The 20253-nt window shown below is 39.6% G+C and carries 17 protein-coding genes and 2 pseudogenes; 16 read left to right on the top strand and 3 right to left on the bottom strand.

All coding sequences use genetic code 11. The features are described 5' to 3' along the window. Nucleotides 1-623: 623 nt before the first annotated feature. On the top strand, nucleotides 624-2111 hold the full coding sequence (locus tag KHB02_RS11600) for a class I adenylate-forming enzyme family protein (protein WP_213140636.1): 1488 nt from the start codon (nucleotides 624-626) through the stop codon (nucleotides 2109-2111). A 150-nt stretch (nucleotides 2112-2261) separates the two neighbouring features. On the opposite strand, the pseudogene KHB02_RS11595 reads toward KHB02_RS11600, so the two are convergent. Further along, nucleotides 2262-2720 (bottom strand): annotated as a pseudogene (locus KHB02_RS11595) (GNAT family N-acetyltransferase). A gap of 113 nt (nucleotides 2721-2833) precedes the next feature. Here KHB02_RS11595 and KHB02_RS11590 point away from each other — a divergent pair. The 3 genes from KHB02_RS11590 (at nucleotide 2834) to KHB02_RS11580 (ending at nucleotide 4417) form a co-directional block, all read left to right on the top strand. Beyond that, entirely contained in the window at nucleotides 2834-3286 is a 453-nt protein-coding gene (locus KHB02_RS11590; protein ID WP_213140635.1) for a MarR family winged helix-turn-helix transcriptional regulator, read from the top strand. A gap of 17 nt (nucleotides 3287-3303) precedes the next feature. After that, nucleotides 3304-3822: a spermidine/spermine N(1)-acetyltransferase gene (paiA, locus tag KHB02_RS11585; RefSeq protein WP_213140634.1), complete on the top strand. Its 519-nt coding sequence runs from the start codon at nucleotides 3304-3306 to the stop codon at nucleotides 3820-3822. A 160-nt stretch (nucleotides 3823-3982) separates the two neighbouring features. After that, nucleotides 3983-4417 (top strand): DMT family transporter, encoded by a 435-nt coding sequence (locus KHB02_RS11580; protein ID WP_213140633.1) that lies wholly within the window; start codon nucleotides 3983-3985, stop codon nucleotides 4415-4417. A 204-nt stretch (nucleotides 4418-4621) separates the two neighbouring features. Here KHB02_RS11580 and KHB02_RS29905 read toward each other — a convergent pair whose 3' ends face one another. Then, the gene (locus KHB02_RS29905; RefSeq protein ID WP_213140632.1) at nucleotides 4622-5356 is read right to left on the bottom strand and encodes an SH3 domain-containing protein; all 735 of its coding nucleotides are present in this window, start codon (nucleotides 5354-5356) and stop codon (nucleotides 4622-4624) included. 5 nt (nucleotides 5357-5361) lie between these two features. Continuing rightward, nucleotides 5362-6282, bottom strand: a complete 921-nt coding sequence (locus KHB02_RS11570) for a hypothetical protein (RefSeq protein WP_213140631.1) — start codon at nucleotides 6280-6282, stop codon at nucleotides 5362-5364. Nucleotides 6283-6739: 457 nt separating this feature from the next. Here KHB02_RS11570 and KHB02_RS11565 point away from each other — a divergent pair, with 457 nt between their 5' ends. The 12 genes and pseudogenes from KHB02_RS11565 to KHB02_RS11510 all read left to right on the top strand — a co-directional run bounded on the left by KHB02_RS11565 (nucleotide 6740) and on the right by KHB02_RS11510 (nucleotide 20228). Further along, complete coding sequence (locus tag KHB02_RS11565) at nucleotides 6740-7543, top strand: enoyl-CoA hydratase/isomerase family protein (RefSeq protein ID WP_213140630.1); 804 nt, start codon at nucleotides 6740-6742, stop codon at nucleotides 7541-7543. 177 nt (nucleotides 7544-7720) lie between these two features. Next, a pseudogene (locus KHB02_RS11560) lies at nucleotides 7721-7813 on the top strand (DNA replication protein DnaD); the annotation flags it as partial. Nucleotides 7814-8126: 313 nt separating this feature from the next. Next, entirely contained in the window at nucleotides 8127-9683 is a 1557-nt protein-coding gene (locus KHB02_RS11555) for a spore germination protein (RefSeq protein WP_213116181.1), read from the top strand. Further along, the gene (locus KHB02_RS11550; protein ID WP_241113824.1) at nucleotides 9676-10791 is read left to right on the top strand and encodes a GerAB/ArcD/ProY family transporter; all 1116 of its coding nucleotides are present in this window, start codon (nucleotides 9676-9678) and stop codon (nucleotides 10789-10791) included. Before KHB02_RS11555 ends, KHB02_RS11550 begins: the two co-directional genes overlap by 8 nt. Continuing rightward, nucleotides 10788-11855: a Ger(x)C family spore germination protein gene (locus KHB02_RS11545; protein ID WP_213140629.1), complete on the top strand. Its 1068-nt coding sequence runs from the start codon at nucleotides 10788-10790 to the stop codon at nucleotides 11853-11855. The genes KHB02_RS11550 and KHB02_RS11545 overlap by 4 nt, the downstream gene beginning before the upstream one ends. Nucleotides 11856-12074: 219 nt before the next feature. Continuing rightward, nucleotides 12075-13403 (top strand): nucleobase:cation symporter-2 family protein, encoded by a 1329-nt coding sequence (locus KHB02_RS11540; RefSeq protein WP_213140628.1) that lies wholly within the window; start codon nucleotides 12075-12077, stop codon nucleotides 13401-13403. Nucleotides 13404-13463: 60 nt separating this feature from the next. Further along, complete coding sequence (locus KHB02_RS11535; RefSeq protein WP_213140627.1) at nucleotides 13464-14075, top strand: nucleotidyltransferase family protein; 612 nt, start codon at nucleotides 13464-13466, stop codon at nucleotides 14073-14075. A 99-nt stretch (nucleotides 14076-14174) separates the two neighbouring features. Beyond that, entirely contained in the window at nucleotides 14175-16313 is a 2139-nt protein-coding gene (locus KHB02_RS11530; RefSeq protein WP_213140626.1) for a xanthine dehydrogenase family protein molybdopterin-binding subunit, read from the top strand. 20 nt (nucleotides 16314-16333) lie between these two features. After that, nucleotides 16334-16810, top strand: a complete 477-nt coding sequence (locus KHB02_RS11525; protein ID WP_213140625.1) for a (2Fe-2S)-binding protein — start codon at nucleotides 16334-16336, stop codon at nucleotides 16808-16810. Beyond that, the gene (locus KHB02_RS11520) at nucleotides 16795-17664 is read left to right on the top strand and encodes an FAD binding domain-containing protein (RefSeq protein ID WP_213140624.1); all 870 of its coding nucleotides are present in this window, start codon (nucleotides 16795-16797) and stop codon (nucleotides 17662-17664) included. The genes KHB02_RS11525 and KHB02_RS11520 overlap by 16 nt, the downstream gene beginning before the upstream one ends. Nucleotides 17665-17808: 144 nt before the next feature. Beyond that, on the top strand, nucleotides 17809-18606 hold the full coding sequence (locus KHB02_RS11515; RefSeq protein ID WP_213140623.1) for an XdhC family protein: 798 nt from the start codon (nucleotides 17809-17811) through the stop codon (nucleotides 18604-18606). Nucleotides 18607-18992: 386 nt separating this feature from the next. After that, the gene (locus KHB02_RS11510; protein ID WP_213140622.1) at nucleotides 18993-20228 is read left to right on the top strand and encodes an ABC transporter substrate-binding protein; all 1236 of its coding nucleotides are present in this window, start codon (nucleotides 18993-18995) and stop codon (nucleotides 20226-20228) included. Nucleotides 20229-20253: the final 25 nt, after the last annotated feature.

Below are 20253 nucleotides of genomic sequence, written 5' to 3'. Positions count from 1 at the left end.
ACTTTTGGGTCAGCTTTTTATTTGGCTCTTTTCTAAATGAATGTTGCTTTTCGAATATAAAAAATGCTCTTGAGTTGAGGGTTAACGAGTAAAGTCTTGAGTTGGGCGAGTAAATCATGAAATTAGGCGAGTAAAAGTCAAAAGTTGACGAGTAAAACCCCAAATTCAGCGAGTAAATTTTAAAAAGGTATTATTAAGATCTCATATGTTACCTAAGCCAGGCTCTCCGCCTGGCTTTTTGGTGTGAATTCCCACCGGTAAAATAGTTTGGAAAGTAAATCAGGTATTCTGGAAAGTATTTGGCCAGAAAGTGTAAGTAAAATCGTAAAAATAGAAAGTAACTGCCCCCAATTGGAAAGTAACCACTCCAAATCGGAAAGTATATCCAAATATATGGTAATCACCCCAAAAAGGTAATTGAAAAGTTACCTTTTTGGGGAAAGTGATCCCGTTAATTACGAAAACAGCTTTTTATTTTTATTCTAATGTGACAAGAACGAATTAGATTCTGAGACTCGGCTGAAACCTGCGGGAATTTGTAGAATTTAGAGGAATTTTAGAAAATATAGAGAATTAATTAGTTTATTCGGAAAATTCTTAATTGAGAAGTGGGGTTGTATTAAATGTTTGTCTCAGAACAATTAGAAGAACATGTAAAGCTGCAGCCGGACAAGGTGATTACCGCTTATCAGGGCAGGGAGATGACCTACGGCCAATTATACCAGCAGGCGAAAAATTTAGCCGGGTATTTCCAGGAGAAGGGCTACCAAAAGGATGACATCATTGCGGTCTATCTGCCCAACTCTGATTATTTTGTAATCTGTTATTATGCCTGCCAGCTGGGCGGATTTTCGGTCATGCCCGTCAATACCAAATTAACTGCACCGGAAGTGGAGTATATTTTCAGCCATTCTGAAGCGAAAGCGATCATTTATGATGTAAGGTATGAAGCCCAACTGAATCAGATTTCCTTAGAGCAGTTTAAGGACCGTTTAGCAGTTGGCGGCGAGGATTCATTACTAGCAGTTTTAGCAGACGACAAAATCCCTTTTCAGCCTGTGAAGGTTGATGAGGATGATACAGCGGTTGTTTTTTACACATCCGGAACGACTGGCAAGCCCAAAGGGGTTATGTTATCAGCCGGAAATGTCCGTGCGACTGCTCAAATTTGGTCAGATGTAATGGAAATAACCGCAGCTGACCGCATGCATATCGTGACCCCGCTGTTCCACTGTGCTGCGAGTCATTGTTTTACTGTTCCTACTATTTATAAGGGCGGTACAGTGGTAATTGAGGAGGCTTTTTCACCGGAACAAACCTTGAGGACAATGGAAAAAGAAAAGGTGACCATTTTCTTTGGAGTCCCGGCCATCTATAGTATTCTATTAAATACTCCTAAAATGGCAGAAACTGATTTATCTAGGCTCCGTTTGTTCACGTACGGGGCGGCTCCTATGCCATATGAGCTGGTCCGTACGGTAAAGGAACGCTATCCTGATGTAAAAGTACAAAACTTATATGGCCAGACAGAAAATTCACCTGGAGCTACAACCTTAAAGGACCATTATGCACTGGACAAAGTCGGTTCTGTCGGCGAACCATTGCCAGGGCTCGAGGTGCAGGTGGTTGATGAGTTTGGCGAGCCAGTACCAACGGGGGAAGTAGGAGAAATCGTTGTTAAAGGGCCGCTTGTGATGAAGGGTTACTTAAAAAATGAAGAAGCCACAAGGCAGGCTTTAAAAAATGGCTGGTTATACAGCGGAGATTTAGGCCGATTTGACCAGGATGGACTGTTATATATCGTAGACCGAAAAAAGGATATGATTAACCGTGGCGGCGAAAACGTTTATCCCGTCGAGGTCGAAGAAGTCCTATATCAAATTCCGGAAATCTTGGAGGCTGCTGTTGTCGGCGTCCCGCATCCTATTTACGGTGAAGTCCCAAAAGCGTTTGTGGTACCTAAAGAAGGAAGAACGCTTACAGAAGATGATGTCCTCACCTATTGCAAAACAAAACTGGCTAAATACAAACTGCCCGTGGAACTAGACTTTCTCGATACATTACCACGTAATGCGAGTGGAAAAGTCCTGAAACACGTTTTACGGGGATAAGCATGGAGGAAGCAGAAGAATAGTTTTCTGCTTCCTTTCTACTGTATAGCAATTTTAATTGAATTATATGGACGATTATTAGCCCAATTACATTATTTAACGAGAGTATGCTGTTCGATTTCTTTTAGCGGCAGATTAGTGTAGTCAGGGTTACTTGGTGTCATTATCATTTTTAGTAGATAATTCTTTGAGCATGAGAATATGTGGGATTCCATCTTCCATAAAGATTGCCGAAGAAGTTCGGTAACCAATTTTTTTATAAAATCCTTCTGCCTGCATTTGCCCATGTAATTTAACCTGCGAGGCTCCCCGTTCTTCAGCGATTTCTTCTAACGCTTTTATAATGTTTTTTCCAATACCAAATTTACGGTAAGGTTCAAGGATGCAGATTCTCTCCAATTTACCTACTCCATTAATAAAGCTTATCCTTCCCGTTCCGACGGGTTGTTTATTGTAGTGGACTAATACGTGTTCGCAAGTTCCCTCAAGTGTATCAAATTGATCAAATTAGTCTTCTAATGGAACGCCTTGTTCTTTTACAAATACTTGTTTCCGAATAGCAAAAGCTGCCCTTAAATCTTCATCAGCCGTTATTCTTTTTGTATACATTTTTCAGTCCTTTTACAAAGAAATTTTGTTGCAAATGCAACAAAGATAAGTTAAATTTAATCTATATCATTTTTATTGCATTTGCAACAAAAATATGTGTAAAGGAGTTAATAATGAAGGAAATTCTTCGTGAGATTGGTATGATTGCAAGGGCGTTAGATTCGATAAGTAATATAGAATTTAAAGAATATGACCTTACAAAAGGGCAATATTTGTACCTAGTGCGAATATGTGAAAATCCAGGAATCATTCAAGAAAAGTTAGCTGAGATGATAAAAGTAGATCGAACAACAGCAGCTCGTGCGATAAAAAAACTTGAGATGAATGGTTTTATAGAAAAGAAAGACGATCAACATAACAAAAAAATTAAAAAACTCTTTCCAACAGAGAAAGGGAAAAATGTTTATCCTTTTATAAGACGTGAAAATGATTATTCCAACACCGTAGCATTAGAGGGATTTTCCGAAAGAGAAGTAGAAACCATTTTCAATCTTCTTCAAAGAGTAAGAAAAAATGTAGAAAAAGACTGGGAATTTGTCAAAAAGGGAAACAAGAGATTTTATTAAAGGAGCGAAATATAAAAATGACTATAAATATAAAAAAATGCACCCTTGAAGATTTACACACCCTTCAAGAAATTAGTTATGAAACATTTAATGAGACATTTAAGGATCAGAATTCATCCGAAAATATGATTGCCTATTTGGAAAGGGCATTTAATTTAAATCAATTAGAAATAGAATTATCTAATCTTTCATCGCAATTCTTTTTCATTTATTTTAATAATGACGTGGCTGGATATTTAAAGGTCAATATCAATGATGCTCAGTCCGAAGAAATGGGTGAGGAATCGCTTGAAGTTGAAAGGATTTACATAAAGAAAGAATTCCAAAAACATGGGCTTGGTAAAGACCTGCTAAATAAAGCGCTGGAAATTGCCATGGAACGTAATAAAAAGAAAATCTGGCTAGGTGTATGGGAAAAGAATGAAAATGCTATTGCTTTTTATAAAAAAATGGGGTTTGTTCAAACGGGGACGCACTCTTTTTATATGGGGGATGAAGAACAAACGGACTTTATAATGGCCAAGATACTGATATAACTTTTTTGGAAAGGTGGATTTTATGTATATTCCTAAATATTTTAAGGTCCGATGCTGCACTTCCTCACTTCCTTTTTCTGTTATAATGGCTTGTGGACAAATCGATAAAAGGAAGTGTTTTCTTACTTCTTGACTTATCTAAAAAATATGGAGGCGCACTATGAATTGGATTATGACCCTTCTCGCTGTTATAGCAGGTATATCTATAGGTACTCAAGCGGGAATTAATGGAGGTTTTGGAAAGAAAATAGGGGTAATTGAGGGTGCTTTTGTTTCGTTTGCTATTGGTACATTAATCTTATTAGTGTGTACTATTTTTCTAGGTAAGGGGAACCTATTAAACGTTTTCTCAGTTCCAAAATGGCAATTAACAGGCGGATTGTTAGGAGCTATATATGTGCTTATTATGGTATTAGCTGTACCGAAAATCGGAGTAGCTACAACAATTGTATCTGTTATATTAGGCCAAGTATTAATAAGTGGAGTAATTGATCATTTCGGTCTTTTTGGCGGAAAACAAATTCCTTTTGATTGGCAAAGAGGTGTTGCCGCACTTTTACTAGGAATATCATTATTTCTTATGTACAAAAAATAACGATTTTCTTAACAATCATATTCTTTTATTTCATCATCTTTTCTATGCTCTTTTTTAAATGGGAGAGAACTTTCTGTTTTTAGTTTGAGATTCACAGTTTGATAAAGTTGGAAAGAGCTTTAAATAAGGAGAGTGGACTATTCCCATTGGAGTCTACTCTCCTATTTTAGGTTGTTCTATGAATTGGAAAAAGGATCAAATTTATTATTTTTCCCTGACAATCAAGGCCGAAATCCAGCCTTCGACCCCGTTTGCGGTTTCAACTTTTAGCCACTTAATTCCTTTGGAATCTACTTGTTCTTCATTCAAAAAGTGGATGATTTCTCCGTTTGTAATCGTGTAAAGACGTGGTGCGGTTAGTGTGGGAGCTTCACGAATATTTCCTCCGTCTTCATATTGCTTATTTAAAATAAATTCTTTTTGAACAGGGGAAGCCACGGTTGTTTGTACGTGTACAGGTTCTTGGTTTAACCAAGCTTCAGCTTTCTTCCATTTTTCTGTATACCACTTATTTGGATTGCTGATGATTGCCGCTGTCAGCAAAATTACTAATGTGGTGGCAGAGTAGAAGGTCCATCTTTTCAACCTTGTCCTATTCCTTTTCCGTTTCATGAAAAGCTGAATGATTTTGTTGAAAAAACCTTCGAGCAAGGAAAACATTCCTTCAATAAACTCAATCCAAACAGGTATGCCAGCTTCTCCTGCTTCTCTCCGTCTTCTTTGCATCGTGCAAACGAATGTCATGATTGGATAGGAAATGAGATACAGCATTTTTTTCAACAAAAGGGCCAACAAGTTTAAAAAAGGCGGAACAAGGTACAACAACATCAGCCTTACAAGCTGCAATAGAACAAAGAGAACCAAAAAAATACGCAACCATTCCGGCAGGGCAGAGATAGGTGACCAAATCCAAAACAGCTGTTTTAAAATGGATTCCACAATCGCTAATCTCCTTTATTTAGATAGGATTGAAGTTCTTTCCTTGGACTATCAATCTGTTTTTTTCTATTGCTGTTTTCCAGATTAACAGGGAGATAGGGGAACAGTTTTTTTAGCTTGGCCAATCTTTGTTCTGCCTCAAACTGGTCAATAGAGTGATCGTTGATCAAGTTTAAAAGTTGTTTGTTTACCTCATATTTAAAGGCTCGATTTTGGCTAAACTCAGATTCCACTAACCGTTTTGCCATTTCATTCTTTTCTCCAAGTTTCCCTGCCGTGATAAAATCACCCGCTTGAAGGGCTTCTTTAATAGAGGCCGAAATCCGGCGCGCTTCCTCCAAGTCGAGAGCCTCTTGATAGGCAGATAGTTCTGCGTTCCGGTCTAAATCGGCAATCGCCTCATCATGGTGCTGGTCCCGAATACCTTGCCGGGTCAAAACACGAACATTTCGAACCACAATTCCAGCCTCTCGTAACACCTTAACCAATCTTGATGTTTGAAAAAATTCTTCAATATGCCGGGCAAAACTCAGTTCCTCTTCTATAGGATAAAATCTTGCTTCCGATTCCACCCAGAAGGGCAGATGATTGTTGAAGATCTGGCCAATTTCCCCTGCATTTTGTTGAACTAACAGTTCGGGGTGGTCAACGGCAATATCGATAGATAAATTGACAGAAAAGCTTCTTCCTCTTGTGGCCGAGGGAACTTCCTCATTGTAGGTGAAGGTTTGCTGCTGCATATTGACGGTATAAACTCTTTTATATTTGCCAATCCGCAATTCACTGCGTGTCAAACGCTCTCCATTTTTAACTGCAAAGTGTTCGTTGTCATTATTAACATAAACAAAGGCATAAGACATAGACGACGCCGGCGGTTTTTCCAAAAAGCTAAATTTCACGTCTTTAATGTCTTCAATAAAATTCATTAGGTATCTCCTCCCGGTTAAGGTCACTTATACTTGTCTACATTCTATGCAGATAATCTGCAGAAAAGCCCCTATATCTTTGTTATAGGAAAAAGGTACCCCATACCAAATGATAAACTGACTGTTCCATTATTCTTATTTTTGACAAGCGAGTTCAGCATCTATTTTTTAATCCGCATTTGGACATAGCTGAACTAGTATATAACTTTCACTTGCCTATTATCAGAAAATTATGTATATTCTACTTGAAGTATTTTGAAACCTCCCAATCCTACTAGATATGAATTTTCTGATATCCTTACTCAAAAAATGGGATTGATTTAAGGATTGATGGTGGTTTTAACTCTATGTAATTATGTGCCCGATGTATCACAATGGTTACACATGCCAAAAATTGTTTCAAAAGTAAAGGAGTATATGAATATGTAATACTATTAGAATAAGGGGTGTTCAGGCAATGATAAATGAAACAGCACGTTTTGAGACGATTACATGGGAGAAGAAGGGGGAAATAGGTTTATTGACCTTTAACAGGCCTGAAAGATACAATGCCATTTCGTATCAGCTCATGGATGAAGTGGCAACTGTGTTGGACAGTTTAAAGTACGACACGGACTGTAGGGTTTTGGTGCTTACGGGTGCGGGTAAGGCATTTTGTTCAGGGACTGATTTAAAAGAACAGCGGCAATTTGAAGGAAACATAAAAGAAAGAGCGCCACAGCTTTTTGATTCACAAAAAAGGTTGTCCGATTTAATTGTAAGGTTTAGACAAATTCCGCAACCGGTAATAGCTGCGGTAAACGGGGTTGCAGCAGGTGGTGGGATGTGCTTTGCTTTAGCTTCCGATGTGAGAATAGCCGGTCCAAATACCAGGTTTATCGCCTCCTTCGTGAACGTGGGTCTTTCCGGTGGTGAATTGGGTGCCAGCTATTTTTTACCCCGTTTGGTCGGAATGTCACGGGCCTCAGAACTGCTGTTAACAGGGCGAGAAGTTTTAGCTGAAGAAGCACTGCAAATCGGTTTAGTATCTCGGCTAACTGGAGAGGGTGGGGTTCTTCCTGCCGCCTTTGAAATTGCCAATTTGATGTTGGAAAAATCGGCACTTGGTTTGAAAATGACAAAAGAAATATTAAACACAACTCTTGAACACGACCTCGAGGCTAGTCTTCAAGTCGAGAACAGATCGCAAGTGTTGTGTGTCTTAAGCGGAACATTCGAAGATGCCATAAAACGGTTTGAGAACCGAAAAAACAAAAAGTAAACAGAATATTGTAAAGCCATGCATATGTAAAATCGAAAACTATCAATCTAAATTTTAATAAAAAAGAGGGTATTAGCTAGTTTAGGGCTGTCGACAATGTTGACAGCTATTTTTTTTACAATAAATCTTTTTTGTTTTCGTACAGACTTCTGTTTCAATCCGATTGTTTTGGAAGGGATGACCCCGGAGGACAGGTATTTTTATCTCTATCTCCTTACCAATCCACAAACAACACAAATTGGAATCTATAAAATTACGAAAATGAAAATGATACATATATCGATGAGGAATACGAAGCGATAGACGATACGTTCACGCATTGTTTTCCGATACGTGGACAAAAAGAAAAAGAAAATAAAAAAGAAAAACAAAAACAAAAAGCTTTGCATCTCACTCCACATACAGCGAATAATCAAAAAACAGATGATGTCAAAGAAAAGAAGGAGCACCTTAACAGATTCGGTTACTCTTGCAAAATGGACCCGTGAAAAACAAGGAATATAAAATGTGGTTTTTCAGTTAATGCAGGATATTCTAGCCAATTTAGGAAAGTATAAGAGAAAAACTTCCAAATGGTGCTAATATGGCTAATCTTTTTAAATCAATTAAACACATTATTAACAAAAAAAATATACCAACTAACCAAAAAGACCACCAAAGCAGCCTGGTAAAACGTGAATATAGCAAGGACCAAACCGAAGACTGGGAAAAGGAACTTACTAAATCAAAGGATTATCAAAAGAGCTATTACTTTAATCAAAAGTCAGGAAAGAAATTTACACTCACATACTTTTCTACACTTGTTGAAGAAAAGGTGATGGATAATAATGCTGTTCCCCCTCTACTCGAGGGTGAGTTTTACACAATTGCCGATGTTAAAAAGCTTCTTCCTATAGCAGATGTAGAACTATCGAACAGCTCTAATGATATCCCGGAAATGTTGATGAAAGGTTTTGTCATGCTTACCTTAGAAGGGGAAAAGGAGTTTGCCTTCATCTCCTCACCTAAACAAGTTGTCCGGTCGGTTTCTGCACCAGAGATTGAATTTAGTGTTGTAGGTCCTAAAGAAGCCTTTGTAGAAGCCATTGACCAAAACATAAATATGATCCGAAAGCGTTTGCCAATTAAGGAACTCATCGCGGAACAATTTATAGTTGGAAAATTATCGTTAACCAAGGTATGTGTCCTGTATATCAAAGGGATTACGAATAAGGAAATCATTAATACGGTCAAACAGCGGATTAGCGATCTTGAAAAGGATGAAATCGCTGACAGTTCCTATTTTACTCAGATTATTTCAGATAATGGGAATTCTCCTTTCCCACAGCTGCTTGATACAGAAAGGCCTGACCGGGTGACCTCCAGTTTGGCTGAGGGGAAAGTGATTATTTTAGTTGATGGCTCACCGCATGCCTTGATTGGGCCAACCTCTTTGACAGAGTTCTTTAACTCTTTCGAAGATTATTTTCTTAACTGGATTCTTGCAACCTTTATTCGATTAATACGTTTATTTTCCGTTATCTTCTCGATTATGGTTACACCTCTTTATGTGGCAGTGGTGACTTACCATTATCAAATGATTCCAAAAGACTTATTAATTACCTTAGTTACCTCAAGGCGTGTTGTGCCTTTCCCGCCCATTCTTGAGGTATTGTTTTTAGAAGTAACGATTGAACTTCTAAGGGAAGCAGGGGCAAGGCTTCCAACCAAGGTCGGCCAGACAATCGGTATCGTAGGCGGTATTGTCTTGGGGACAGCATCAGTGGAAGCCGGGCTTACAAGTAATGTTCTGTTAATTTTAATTGCCCTTGCTGCACTAGCTTCCTTTACCACACCTGTCTATCAAATGAGCAATACCATCCGGATTCTGCGTTTTCCGTTTCTGATCATGGCTGAAATATGGGGGTTAGTAGGGATTACGATTGCTTTTTGTTTTTTGCTTACACATTTGCTGCGGCTTACATCGTTGGGCTTCCCCTTTATGGAACCAGTCTTTCCGCTTAGAGTGAAGGATTTTAAAGATGCTTTATTCCGTCTGCCTTTCAAAAGTCAGGCGAAACGTCCACAGTTTCTAAGGACCAAAGACTCCACCCGGTTTAGCAAGGAGAAGGCTAATAAAAAGAAGGACATTGATGAATAAGGAAGGAAGAGGAGTAATGATTCAGGGACCCGTCCAGGAGAGACTCCAAATATCACCATTTATGGCCGCCTATGTCATCATTTCGATGCAGATTGGAATAGGAGTTCTTGGTTTTCAGCGCATTATTGCCAAAGATGCTGGCACTGATGCCTGGATATCGGTTATTGGGGCAGGATTAACCATCCACATCATCGTGTGGATTATGTATAAGATTTGTGAGACTGTAAATGGGGATGTACTGGATGCCAATGTTTATTTATTTGGAAAAATAATCGGCAACAGTATAAATACCCTCTTTATTTTTTATTATACAGTTACTTGTGCAGCGGTACTTGGCGGCCTGTTTGAAATTATTCGTACTTGGATGTTTCAAAGTTTAAGCTCGTTTTGGTTCGCAGCTGTATATTTACTTTTAGGAATCTATATCGTATACGGAGGCTTTCGGACCGTAGCCGGAATCTCCTTTTTTGGACTAGTTATTCCTTTTTATTTACTTTTTTCTTTCGGATTTGCCTTACAGTATGGGGATTTTACCAATCTATTGCCAATATTTGATCATTCCTTTATTCAACTAGTAAAAAGCGGCTACCATATGTCACTGAGTTACCTTGGCTATGGCATTTTATTGTTTTTTTATCCTTTCATTAAGAAACCTGAGCAATCAAAAAAATTTGTTCATATCGGGCTTTTGGCAACCACTTTTATTTATGCTGCTTTAGCAGTTATTACCTTTGCCTATTTTCCTCTTGGTCTGCTTGAAAAATCGATTTGGGCAACATTGGAAATGTGGAAAATTGTCCGGCTTCCGATTCTAGAAAGGTTTGAGTATTTGGGAATTGCCAATTGGGCTTTGATTTTACTCCCAAATATTGCCCTTTCTTTATGGGTAGCCAGCAGAGTGACCAAACGCATTTTTCATATTAGTCAAAAAAAATCGGTTATTTTTATTGCGTTGGCATGTCTGATTATTGTGGTGCTCATTTCTACTAGAGAAAGACTGAACGTTCTTTTCGACTATACGGCACTTGTTGGCTTTGCCTTAGCTTATGTTTACACACCGCTGCTATATTTTTCACTACTGATTAAAAAGAAGGTGAAAGCGAAGTGAAAAAGAGCCACTTTATCGTTGCGGTATTGTTTTGCATGACAATCCTGTCTGGATGCGTGGATAGAAAAGTGATTGATGATGTAAATATTGCCACTGGGATCGGGATTGATAAAAGTGGTAACCAGTTCCTTGGAAGTATCATGATCCCCGTGTTTAAGCCAGACAAGTCATTCGGGAATTTTACGTTTGTCTCCAAAGGAAATGTTATCCGGGATTTGGTATCTGAAATGCAGAAAAAGGCATCACAGCCAATTGTCAGTGGAAGTCTTGATATTGCCCTTTTTGGCGAGGATGTCGCACGTGAGGGACTAATTAAAACTCTAGACGTCTTTTTACGGGATCCAAGCGTGGGAGCAAGGGTTCAGTTGGCTGTAGTAGATGGGAAAGCGATTGATATTTTTAAAGGAAGATATGGGGACCGCGGGAATTCCCAATACCTGACACAGTTACTAGAACATAATATGAATCAACAAAATTTGCCTATAACCAATCTTCATCGTTTTTTAGCCAATTTTTACAAGAGAGGGCAGGATCCATATTTACCAATGCTTAAGAAGAGTAATCATAGTTTAGTGACCATAACTGGATTAGCCCTTTTTAAAGATGAAAAGGTTGTCGATATTCTCCATGAGAATAAAATGTTTTACTTCAAACTCCTTGTTGACAATCACATATTGGGGGCAGTTAAAGTAAAGGAGGCTCATGGTGAATCTACTGTCAAAAGTATTGGGTTAAAGAAAAAAATGAGGCTGATAAGAAGGGACCCCTATACATTCTCGATCAAGATTAAATTGAAAGGAGATCTCACCGAACACCAGGAAAAGATGCTTAAGGAAGGCGAGATTCAAAAAGTTGAGAACCAATTGGCGAAACAAATCGCTCGGGAATGCAAAATGTTAATTGAAGATTTTCAAAGAAAGGGCATTGACCCAGTCGGCTTTGGCCACTTTGCAAAGTCTAGGACACGAAATTTTGATTTTAAAAAGTGGAATACGGAATATAAAAATGCCAAATTTAAGGTTACCGCAGATGTTCATTTGATTGGACACGGTGTAGTTGAGTAACAAATATTTGATAGGTTCCTTATTTTAGTTAAATGCTCATTGTTAATCTTAATGTTGTAGAACGGTATAACTATTATTATCAGAAATATAATTTAAAGAAAAAATTATTAAAAATCTTTTGAAAAGGGGGAGCACAGCAATAGGAAAGATTTAAAGAGTATGATCATACGTCTGAAAATTATTTCTGCTCAAAAAGTCGTTACCAAGGGAGGCAAAATAATGGAAAAGTTAACTCCATGGAAAATTGGGACTTTAGGTCTTCAACATGTATTGGCCATGTATGCTGGGGCCGTTATCGTTCCCCTTATTGTTGGACCTGCGGTAGGTATGACCCCGGAGCAATTGTCTTTCCTTATTTCTATCGACCTGTTTACCTGCGGAATTGCCTCATTACTTCAAGTAGTGGGAGGAAAGTATTTTGGAATTAAGCTTCCAGTTATATTAGGGTGTACTTTTACGGCAGTTGGACCGATGATTGCAATTGGGAAACTTCAGGGTATAACCGCTATTTATGGTGCCATCATCGTCTCCGGGATCATTGTCATGATACTTGCTCAATTTATGAGTAAAGTAATGAGGTATTTTCCGCCTGTCGTAACAGGATCTGTTGTAACAATTATTGGGATATCACTCATTCCTGTAGCGATGAACAACGTTGCAGGAGGAGTAGGGGCACCTGATTTTGGGAGCATAAGAAATTTATTACTGGCGGCATTGACCCTAGCCCTCATTATTTTTATTAATCGCTACCTATCAGGCTACATGAGAGCTGTTTCTGTTCTAATTTCCATGATCTTAGGTACTCTGGTTGCGATGGGGATGGGAATGGTGAATTTATCATCAGTTAGCCAGGCTTCCTGGTTTCATATGGTGCAGCCGTTTTACTTCGGGATTCCCACTTTCCATATAACTGCTATCTTAACGATGATTCTCGTCGCCATCGTAAGCATGATTGAATCAACAGGTGTATTTTTGGCATTGGGGGATGTCTGCGAGAAGAAACTGGAATCGTCTGATATCAAAAAAGGATTGAGGGCAGAAGGTTTGGCTAGTTTTATTGGAGGAATCTTTAACGCTTTTCCATACACGACATTTTCCCAAAATGTGGGGTTGGTCGCCCTTACGAGAATAAAAACACGCAATGTCGTCATTGCCGCCGGTGTGATTCTGATGATATTAGGATTGGTGCCAAAAGTGGCAGCGCTTACAATGATTATCCCAAATCCTGTTCTTGGGGGAGCAATGATTGCGATGTTTGGTATGGTTATTTCTTCTGGTATCAAAATGCTTTCCCGTGTTGATTTCCAAAGAAATGAAAATCTGCTGATTATAGCGATTTCGGTAGGAATTGGGTTGGGAGCCGCAGTTATCCCTGATGCATTTGCTAAATTGCCCGAGGGATTGCGTTTGCTTTTCCAAAACGGGATAGTAATTGGAAGTTTTACCGCTATTGTGCTTAACCTATTTTTAAATAAAAGGGAAGAACAAAAGAATAATGATATATTAGAAGATCTCAAATCGGATCATTCGGCAGACGCAAGTATTTGAATAAATAAATCCGAAGGATCACTGTTCATTTTTGTGATCCTTTACGTTTTATTCTAGGAGGTGACCAATATAGAAGCTATCATCCTAGCAGCTGGATATTCCAGCCGGGCGAATGCCTATAAAATGACTCTGCCACTAGGGCATATGACCGTATTGGAGCAAACGATTTCTAAATTTGAAGGAATAATTAGCAGGGCTATCGTTGTAGCGGGGTTTCAGGCGGAAATCATCCTGGAGGAAATAGTAAAAATCAGCAGTAAAAATGCCTATTCATTCGAGATGAAGTTTGTTTATAATGAAAACTTTAACCAAGGAATGTTTAGTTCCATCCAAAAGGGCTGCTCTGAAGTAAATGCCCAAACCATCTTACTAACTCCGGGAGATTGTCCGCTTGTTAAAAAAGAGACCGTTCAGCTAATCGCAAAACACAAAGAGGATGTAGTTATTCCCAGCTTTAATTATAAAGGTGGTCACCCTATTAAATTATCAAGTGATGTGAAACGGAAAATTCTTGAAACCGATCCAAAAAGTAATTTACGGATGGTCCTCGCTAATTACGATAAGAATTATCTGAATGTAAATGATCCGGGTGTTTTAATGGATGTCGATACGCCGGAGGATTACCAAGAAGCCATGGATTATTTTAAAACTAAAATGGCTTATACAACGTAATGGTGCAAAAATGAATCATAAAATATCATTCTTATTTATAAAATTGTAGGAAGAGGTTTCTATTAATAAATAATGAGTCGAAGGGTGTTGTTGTATGTAATGAGTCTCAAAGACATAAGCACCGCAGTGCCCAAAAAGGACCATAGTGGTAAAGTGTCGGGCCAGTTGGCTTATATTAGCGACGTGAAAGTGGAAAACATGGTTTATGGCGTTTTGGTTCGTTCGCCCATTGCTTATGGAAAAATCAAATCCATTCAATTGCCAAAATTTCCTGAAGGGTATGAAGCGGTTGGGGCAGAGCAGATCCCCGGTCCGAATGTTGTGAAAATCATCCAAGAAGATCAGCCCATTTTTGCCAATGACTGGGTTAATTATATTGGGGAACCGATTCTTATGCTCGTTGGAAAAGAGCTGGATATCCTGTACCGTTTGCTAAATGAAGTGAAGATTGAATTTGAAGAACATCAGGCTATTTACACATTGGATGATGCCATCCAACAAAAATCAGCACACGGGGTTACAATGGCAAGCTATGAATTTGGAGAAAGCTTAGATGCGATTAGGACGATTGAGCAGGGAGCCCACCAAATCATTGAAGAAGAATATGCTACGGGTTATCAGGAGCATGTCTACCTAGAGCCACAAGGAATGTTAGGTATCTATAAGGATGATGAAATTGTCGTCCAAGGCTCGATGCAATGCCTTTATTATATAAAAAATGCGTTAATAAGCGCTTTAGCCTGCGGTGATGATGAAGTTAGAGTGGTTCAAAGCCCAACCGGCGGAGGTTTTGGCGGCAAAGAAGAATTTCCTTCGATGATGGCGTGTCATGTCGCGGTTGCGGCAAATGCCGTCAAGAAATCGGTGATGCTCGTGTTCGATCGCTCTGAAGATATGGTGGTAACCACGAAAAGGCATCCGGCCAAATTCAAATATCGAACGGCTATTGATGAAGAAGGAAATATCTTGAGCATGTGTGTGGATGTCTTTCTTGATGGCGGAGCAAATGCTGGATTAAGCTCAGTCGTGCTGCAGCGTGCCTTATTAAACAGCGCAGGCGTTTATAAAATTCCACATTTTCATGCAAAAGGATACGTCTTAAAGACCCATACCGTTCCAAATGGGGCCTTCAGAGGGTTTGGAGCTCCGCAAAGTTTTGCCGGAATCGAAAGTCATATGGGCCATCTTAGTAAACTAGCAAACATCGAACCACTTGAATATAAACGAAAATACCTCGTCAAACAAGGAGACCCCACCATTACCAAAGGCCAATTCCGCGACCCAATCTTAATGGAAGACATGATTGAGGATTTGCTTAATGCGTCAGATTTTAAAAAGAAAAAAGGGGAGTTCCAGCGTTTCAATCAACAAAATCTTCGCTATAGAAAAGGCATCGGAACTTCGCTGTTCCTACACGGCTGTGGATTTACAGGCAGCGGCGAAAGGGATCATATTAAAGCAACGGTAAAGCTAGTTAAATCAAAGGATGACAAAGTTATATTAAAGATCTCCAATTCTGATATGGGACAAGGAATTTATACGACGCTAAGTAAAATTGTCGCCCAAGCAATCGACCTCCCATTCGATAGAGTTTTGTACCCTGACCCCGATACAAAAGAGGTTCCTGACTCCGGTCCAACTGTAGCCTCCCGGACGACGATGATTGTCGGGAAATTGCTTGAACGCGCCGCCAAAAAACTGAAGACTCAGTGGAAGGCAGGGGTGGAGCAGGAAGTAGTGGAGAACTATGTTCACCGTGAAATGATTCCGTGGGATGAGAAGACCTTTACGGGGGATGCCTACCCGGCTTATTCCTGGGGCGTTAATATCGTAGAAGTGGAAGTGGATACGTTAACAGGAAATGTAAAGCTGGAAAAAGTATACGGCAGTTATGAAGTGGGGAAAGCCATTGATAACCGGATTTTGAAAGGCCAAATTGACGGCGGCTTGGCCCAAGGATTGGCGTACGGGTATTTAGAAAAGATGACGTCAAAGGAAGGAAGAATCCAGCAAAAAAGCATTTCAGATTACGGTCCACCGACTTCAATGGACGTGGTTTCCATCGAAAGCAAGGTCTTTGATAATCCCTATGCCGATGGTCCATACGGGGCGAAGGGCGCAGGTGAATTGACGTTAATCGGCGGTGCCCCAGCTGTCCAAGCGGCGATCGAGGATGCACTGCAAACGTCTTTTCAGCAAATTCCCATTACACCGGAAGTCATAATCGAAAGTCTATGAATGAGAGCAGGTGAACATGGTTGATAAAATTTACTCTTAATGGAAGATTGGTAGAAACGGATGCCCCTCCCACAGCAAGATTACTAGATTTTATTAGAGATGAGTTTGCGTTAATCGGAACAAAGGAAGGCTGCGGTGAAGGAGAATGCGGAGCCTGCAGCGTGTTTGTCAATAATCTTCTGCAAAACAGCTGCCTTATTCCGATTGGATCGATTGATGGGGCTGACATTGTAACGATAGAGGGGATTATGGATACAGAACAATTTAAGATTTTGGATGAGAGCTATTCCAGTGCCGGAGGCGTGCAATGCGGTTACTGTATTCCGGGGATGGTCATGGCTAGTGCCGCTTTATTATCCAAAAACCCTCATCCTTCGGAGGCTGAAATTCGGGAAGGGATTTCCGGAAATCTGTGCCGGTGTACGGGCTACAATATGATTGTGGATGCGATCAACCTGGCAGCGAAAAAAGGGGACGGCTTATGGCAGAAAAAATAACCGCATATCGCTTCGATCGTTTAGACCAAACGTTGAGCCAATTGAATAAAGAAAACTGTACTATCATTGCCGGAGGAACCGATGTTATGGTCCTTCACAAAAGTCGAAGGGGAGTCCCCCCGAAAATTCCAAACCCAGTTGTTTTTATTGACCAACTATCCGAACTTAAGCGTGTGTATCAAAATCAAAAGGACCTCCATATCGGTGCCTGCTGTACCTATAGCGAATTACTTGAAGAACCGTTAATTCCTATTCCGTTAAAGAACGCAATCAAAACGATTGCTGCACCGGCCATTCGAAACAGAGGGACATTGGGAGGGAATATTTGCAACGCTTCTCCGGCTGGTGACACACTGCCACTGTTATATGTGTACAATGCCAAGCTTTTGCTGCGGTCCGTTAATGGTGATCGGGTCGTTGCGATTAGCGATTTTATACAAGGGGTGCGAAGGGTTGGGCGTCAACACAATGAAATTTTGGCTGAAATTATCTTGCCGTCCGTGCTCGAAGAAGGTTCACATGTTGTGTTTGAGAAGGTCGGCAACCGCAACGCAGATGCCATTGCTAAAGTAGGGTTTGCAGGACTTATCCGGGTCAATGATTCTCGAGTCGAGGATGTCCGCTTTGCATTTGGGGCGGTTGGCCCTACGATGGTCCGTTCCATTGATATTGAGAAGAAGTTGCTTGGAAAAACCATACCTTTAGCAGATTCAGACATCGCCGAGGTTGTCGCAGCCTTCGATAAGATTATTCGGCCAATCGACGATCAGCGCTCCACTGCTATCTATAGAAAAAAAGTAGCTTTAAATCTATTACGTTATTTTCTTAGTTTGAAGCAATATCAACCGAATTAAATCCAGCACTTTTATTTGCGTTTTTACGAGTGTTATTTGCGAAATCAACCCTTTTATTTGCGATATTGCAATTTTTATTTGCGAATACTCATTATCAACAATCTTTTAGAAAAGAGCCTTTCAAAAAAGGGGGGAGCTTTATTCATGCTACTGATGGAAAAAGTGGCCATGCTGAACAGTCAAAACGAAACCTTTGCACTCGCTATGATAATTGAATCAAAGGGCTCGACTCCCAGGCATGTTGGAAAAATGATTGTATACCGTGATGGGACGATTGAAGGCACTGTCGGCGGGGGATTGGCCGAACACTATATCATCGAGGAGAGTGTAAAGGCGCTCGAAAAGGGTCAATCGAAAATCGTTGAATACAAATTGAACAGACATGCAAAAGATGGGATTCAAATGAGCTGCGGCGGTACGTTGCGGGTGTTTATTGAAGTGTATAAAAGCAGGCCAGAACTCGTTTTGGCTGGTGCCGGTCATCTGGCGCATGCGCTGGCAACGCTCGCTGACTTCCTTGAAATTCCATATAGCGTTGTGGATGACCGGGTTGGTTATGCGACAAAGGAACGCTTTCCTAATGCAACCAACATCTTTGTACATGAGGATATTGGAGAGGCTTTGCGCCAATCAAGCCCAAATGAAAAGTCTTATGTGGTAATAGTAACAAAAGATGGTGATGATATTGTATTAAATACGGCACTAAAATATCCGATTGCCTATGTTGGCATGGTCGCCAGCAAGCGTAAAACCATCACCATACTTCAAAAACTAAAAAATGAAGGGGTCAGCGAAGAACTATTAGAGCAGGTCCATTCTCCAATCGGATTGGATATTAGCTCGGAAACAACACAAGAAATTGCCATCAGTATTATCGGGGAAATCATCAAAGTAAGTAAGGAGGCGACAAAGCCTATAAAAGTGAAACAATTAAATAGATAGGAAAAGCTTTAAGGATTTTTAAGTAGGGGTATTCGATTCAACGTGCCCTACTAATGAGTATTTCAGAAAAAATAACCGCCGTCGGTGTGACGGCGGTTACTTTTTTAAGCTTACCTACCTGTTAAAGGAGCTTTCTTAAGGTCAAACCACTCCACGCACGTCTTCGTTTTTACTAAAAATCCCCAGTGTGAAAAATCCTTTTTACTTAAATAGGCTTTATTAAATTATCTATTCCTAAACCCTAGTAAAAATTGTAAATACTTCCTTTATTAATGACGAAATCAAATTCATCCAGTAAAAATATTTAGTAAAAATGATAATAAAACCGTTTACATTTAGTAAAACTGAGATTATAATCAAAATGTCAGAATAAAAGGAGGACCACTATGAAGCTAGTAAAATCAATTTTATCTTTATTCATTGTATCAGCATTGCTTTTAGCAGGCTGCAGTTCAACGTCTAGCAAAAACGACGGCGATAAAACTGCAGACGGAAAAGTCAAAATTCGATTTGCCACATGGGATGTTGGCGACGATGTTAAATTACAGCAAGGTTTGATTGATAAGTTTAATGAAACTCATAAAAATATAAAAGTTGTTTTAGAAGCTTACGGAAGTGATTATGATACAAAAATCACGGCTGGTATGGGTGCGAAGGATGCACCAGACGTTATGTATATGTGGAATTACCCGCAATATAAAGATGCATTGGAACCTCTAGATTCTTATATTGAAAAAGAGGGTGCAGAGTACAAAGATAATTTCTATGAAACTCTTTGGAACTACAATTCAGCAGATGGAAAAGTCCTTGGATTGCCAGTTGGATACACAACTCATGTAGTTTACTATAACAAAGCCCTTTTTGATAAGGCTGGAGTTGAATATCCAAAAGCGGGTTGGACCTGGGAAGATCTGCAAGAAACAGCTAAAAAGCTGACAAACAAAGATACGAAAGAAACGGGATTTGCTTTTTCAGGCAAGCCGGATCCATATGATTTTGAAATGTACTTATGGGGCAACAATGCTTCCTATGTTGATAAGGATGGAAAATTAAAAGGAAACCTGGATTCAAAGAAATCAGTTGAAGTATTTAAAATGTTCCAGAACATGGCGAAGAATGGCACCGCCATTACAACTGAAGGTTCAGGGGATACAGAAATGAAATCTGGTAAAGTGGCCATGTTTGTTTATGGAGCATGGGGAATTAACCCATTAAAAGATGCGGGCATTGACTACGGTGTGGTTGAATTACCGAAGTTTAAAGATGGAAAAAGTGTAAGTATTTTAAGCTCTTCAGGTATTTCTGTTTCGAAAGATTCCAAACACAAAAAAGAAGCATTTGAGTTTATTAAATTCTGGACTAGCGAAGAAGCGAATAAAGCGAGAATTGATTTCGAGCTTCCAGTTCTAAAATCTGTGGTAAAAAGTGAACAGCTTGAGCAAGATGAAATTAGAAGTGTGTTCTACTCAATGCTGGAAAAGAGTGACGGTTACACGCCTTCTTCCTTCATCGTTGATGATTGGAGTCAGGTATCTGAAAATCTAAATCTTGCATTCGAGGAAATCTTTAACCCTAGTACAATGATGGATCCAAAAGAAGCATTAAGCAGTGTTGTGGAGTAAAACATAAGTACGTTATGAGGTAAAG

The organism is Neobacillus citreus, from assembly GCF_018343545.2.
Lineage (GTDB): Bacteria > Bacillota > Bacilli > Bacillales > Cytobacillaceae > Neobacillus > Neobacillus citreus.
This window is presented reverse-complemented; position numbering and strand designations above follow the sequence as displayed.

What these genes read in the sequence shown, in the direction of transcription:
- KHB02_RS11555 (WP_213116181.1), top strand. Translation starts at nt 8,127, where the DNA reads ATGGCTAATCTTTTTAAATCAATTAAACACATTATTAACAAAAAAAAT.
- paiA (WP_213140634.1), top strand. Translation starts at nt 3,304, where the DNA reads ATGACTATAAATATAAAAAAATGCACCCTTGAAGATTTACACACCCTT.
- KHB02_RS11580 (WP_213140633.1), top strand. Translation starts at nt 3,983, where the DNA reads ATGAATTGGATTATGACCCTTCTCGCTGTTATAGCAGGTATATCTATA.
- KHB02_RS11570 (WP_213140631.1), bottom strand. Translation starts at nt 6,282, where the DNA reads ATGAATTTTATTGAAGACATTAAAGACGTGAAATTTAGCTTTTTGGAA.
- KHB02_RS11520 (WP_213140624.1), top strand. Translation starts at nt 16,795, where the DNA reads ATGGCAGAAAAAATAACCGCATATCGCTTCGATCGTTTAGACCAAACG.
- KHB02_RS11550 (WP_241113824.1), top strand. Translation starts at nt 9,676, where the DNA reads ATGAATAAGGAAGGAAGAGGAGTAATGATTCAGGGACCCGTCCAGGAG.
- KHB02_RS11600 (WP_213140636.1), top strand. Translation starts at nt 624, where the DNA reads ATGTTTGTCTCAGAACAATTAGAAGAACATGTAAAGCTGCAGCCGGAC.
- KHB02_RS11510 (WP_213140622.1), top strand. Translation starts at nt 18,993, where the DNA reads ATGAAGCTAGTAAAATCAATTTTATCTTTATTCATTGTATCAGCATTG.
- KHB02_RS11540 (WP_213140628.1), top strand. Translation starts at nt 12,075, where the DNA reads ATGGAAAAGTTAACTCCATGGAAAATTGGGACTTTAGGTCTTCAACAT.
- KHB02_RS11515 (WP_213140623.1), top strand. Translation starts at nt 17,809, where the DNA reads ATGCTACTGATGGAAAAAGTGGCCATGCTGAACAGTCAAAACGAAACC.
- KHB02_RS11590 (WP_213140635.1), top strand. Translation starts at nt 2,834, where the DNA reads ATGAAGGAAATTCTTCGTGAGATTGGTATGATTGCAAGGGCGTTAGAT.
- KHB02_RS11530 (WP_213140626.1), top strand. Translation starts at nt 14,175, where the DNA reads ATGAGTCTCAAAGACATAAGCACCGCAGTGCCCAAAAAGGACCATAGT.
- KHB02_RS11565 (WP_213140630.1), top strand. Translation starts at nt 6,740, where the DNA reads ATGATAAATGAAACAGCACGTTTTGAGACGATTACATGGGAGAAGAAG.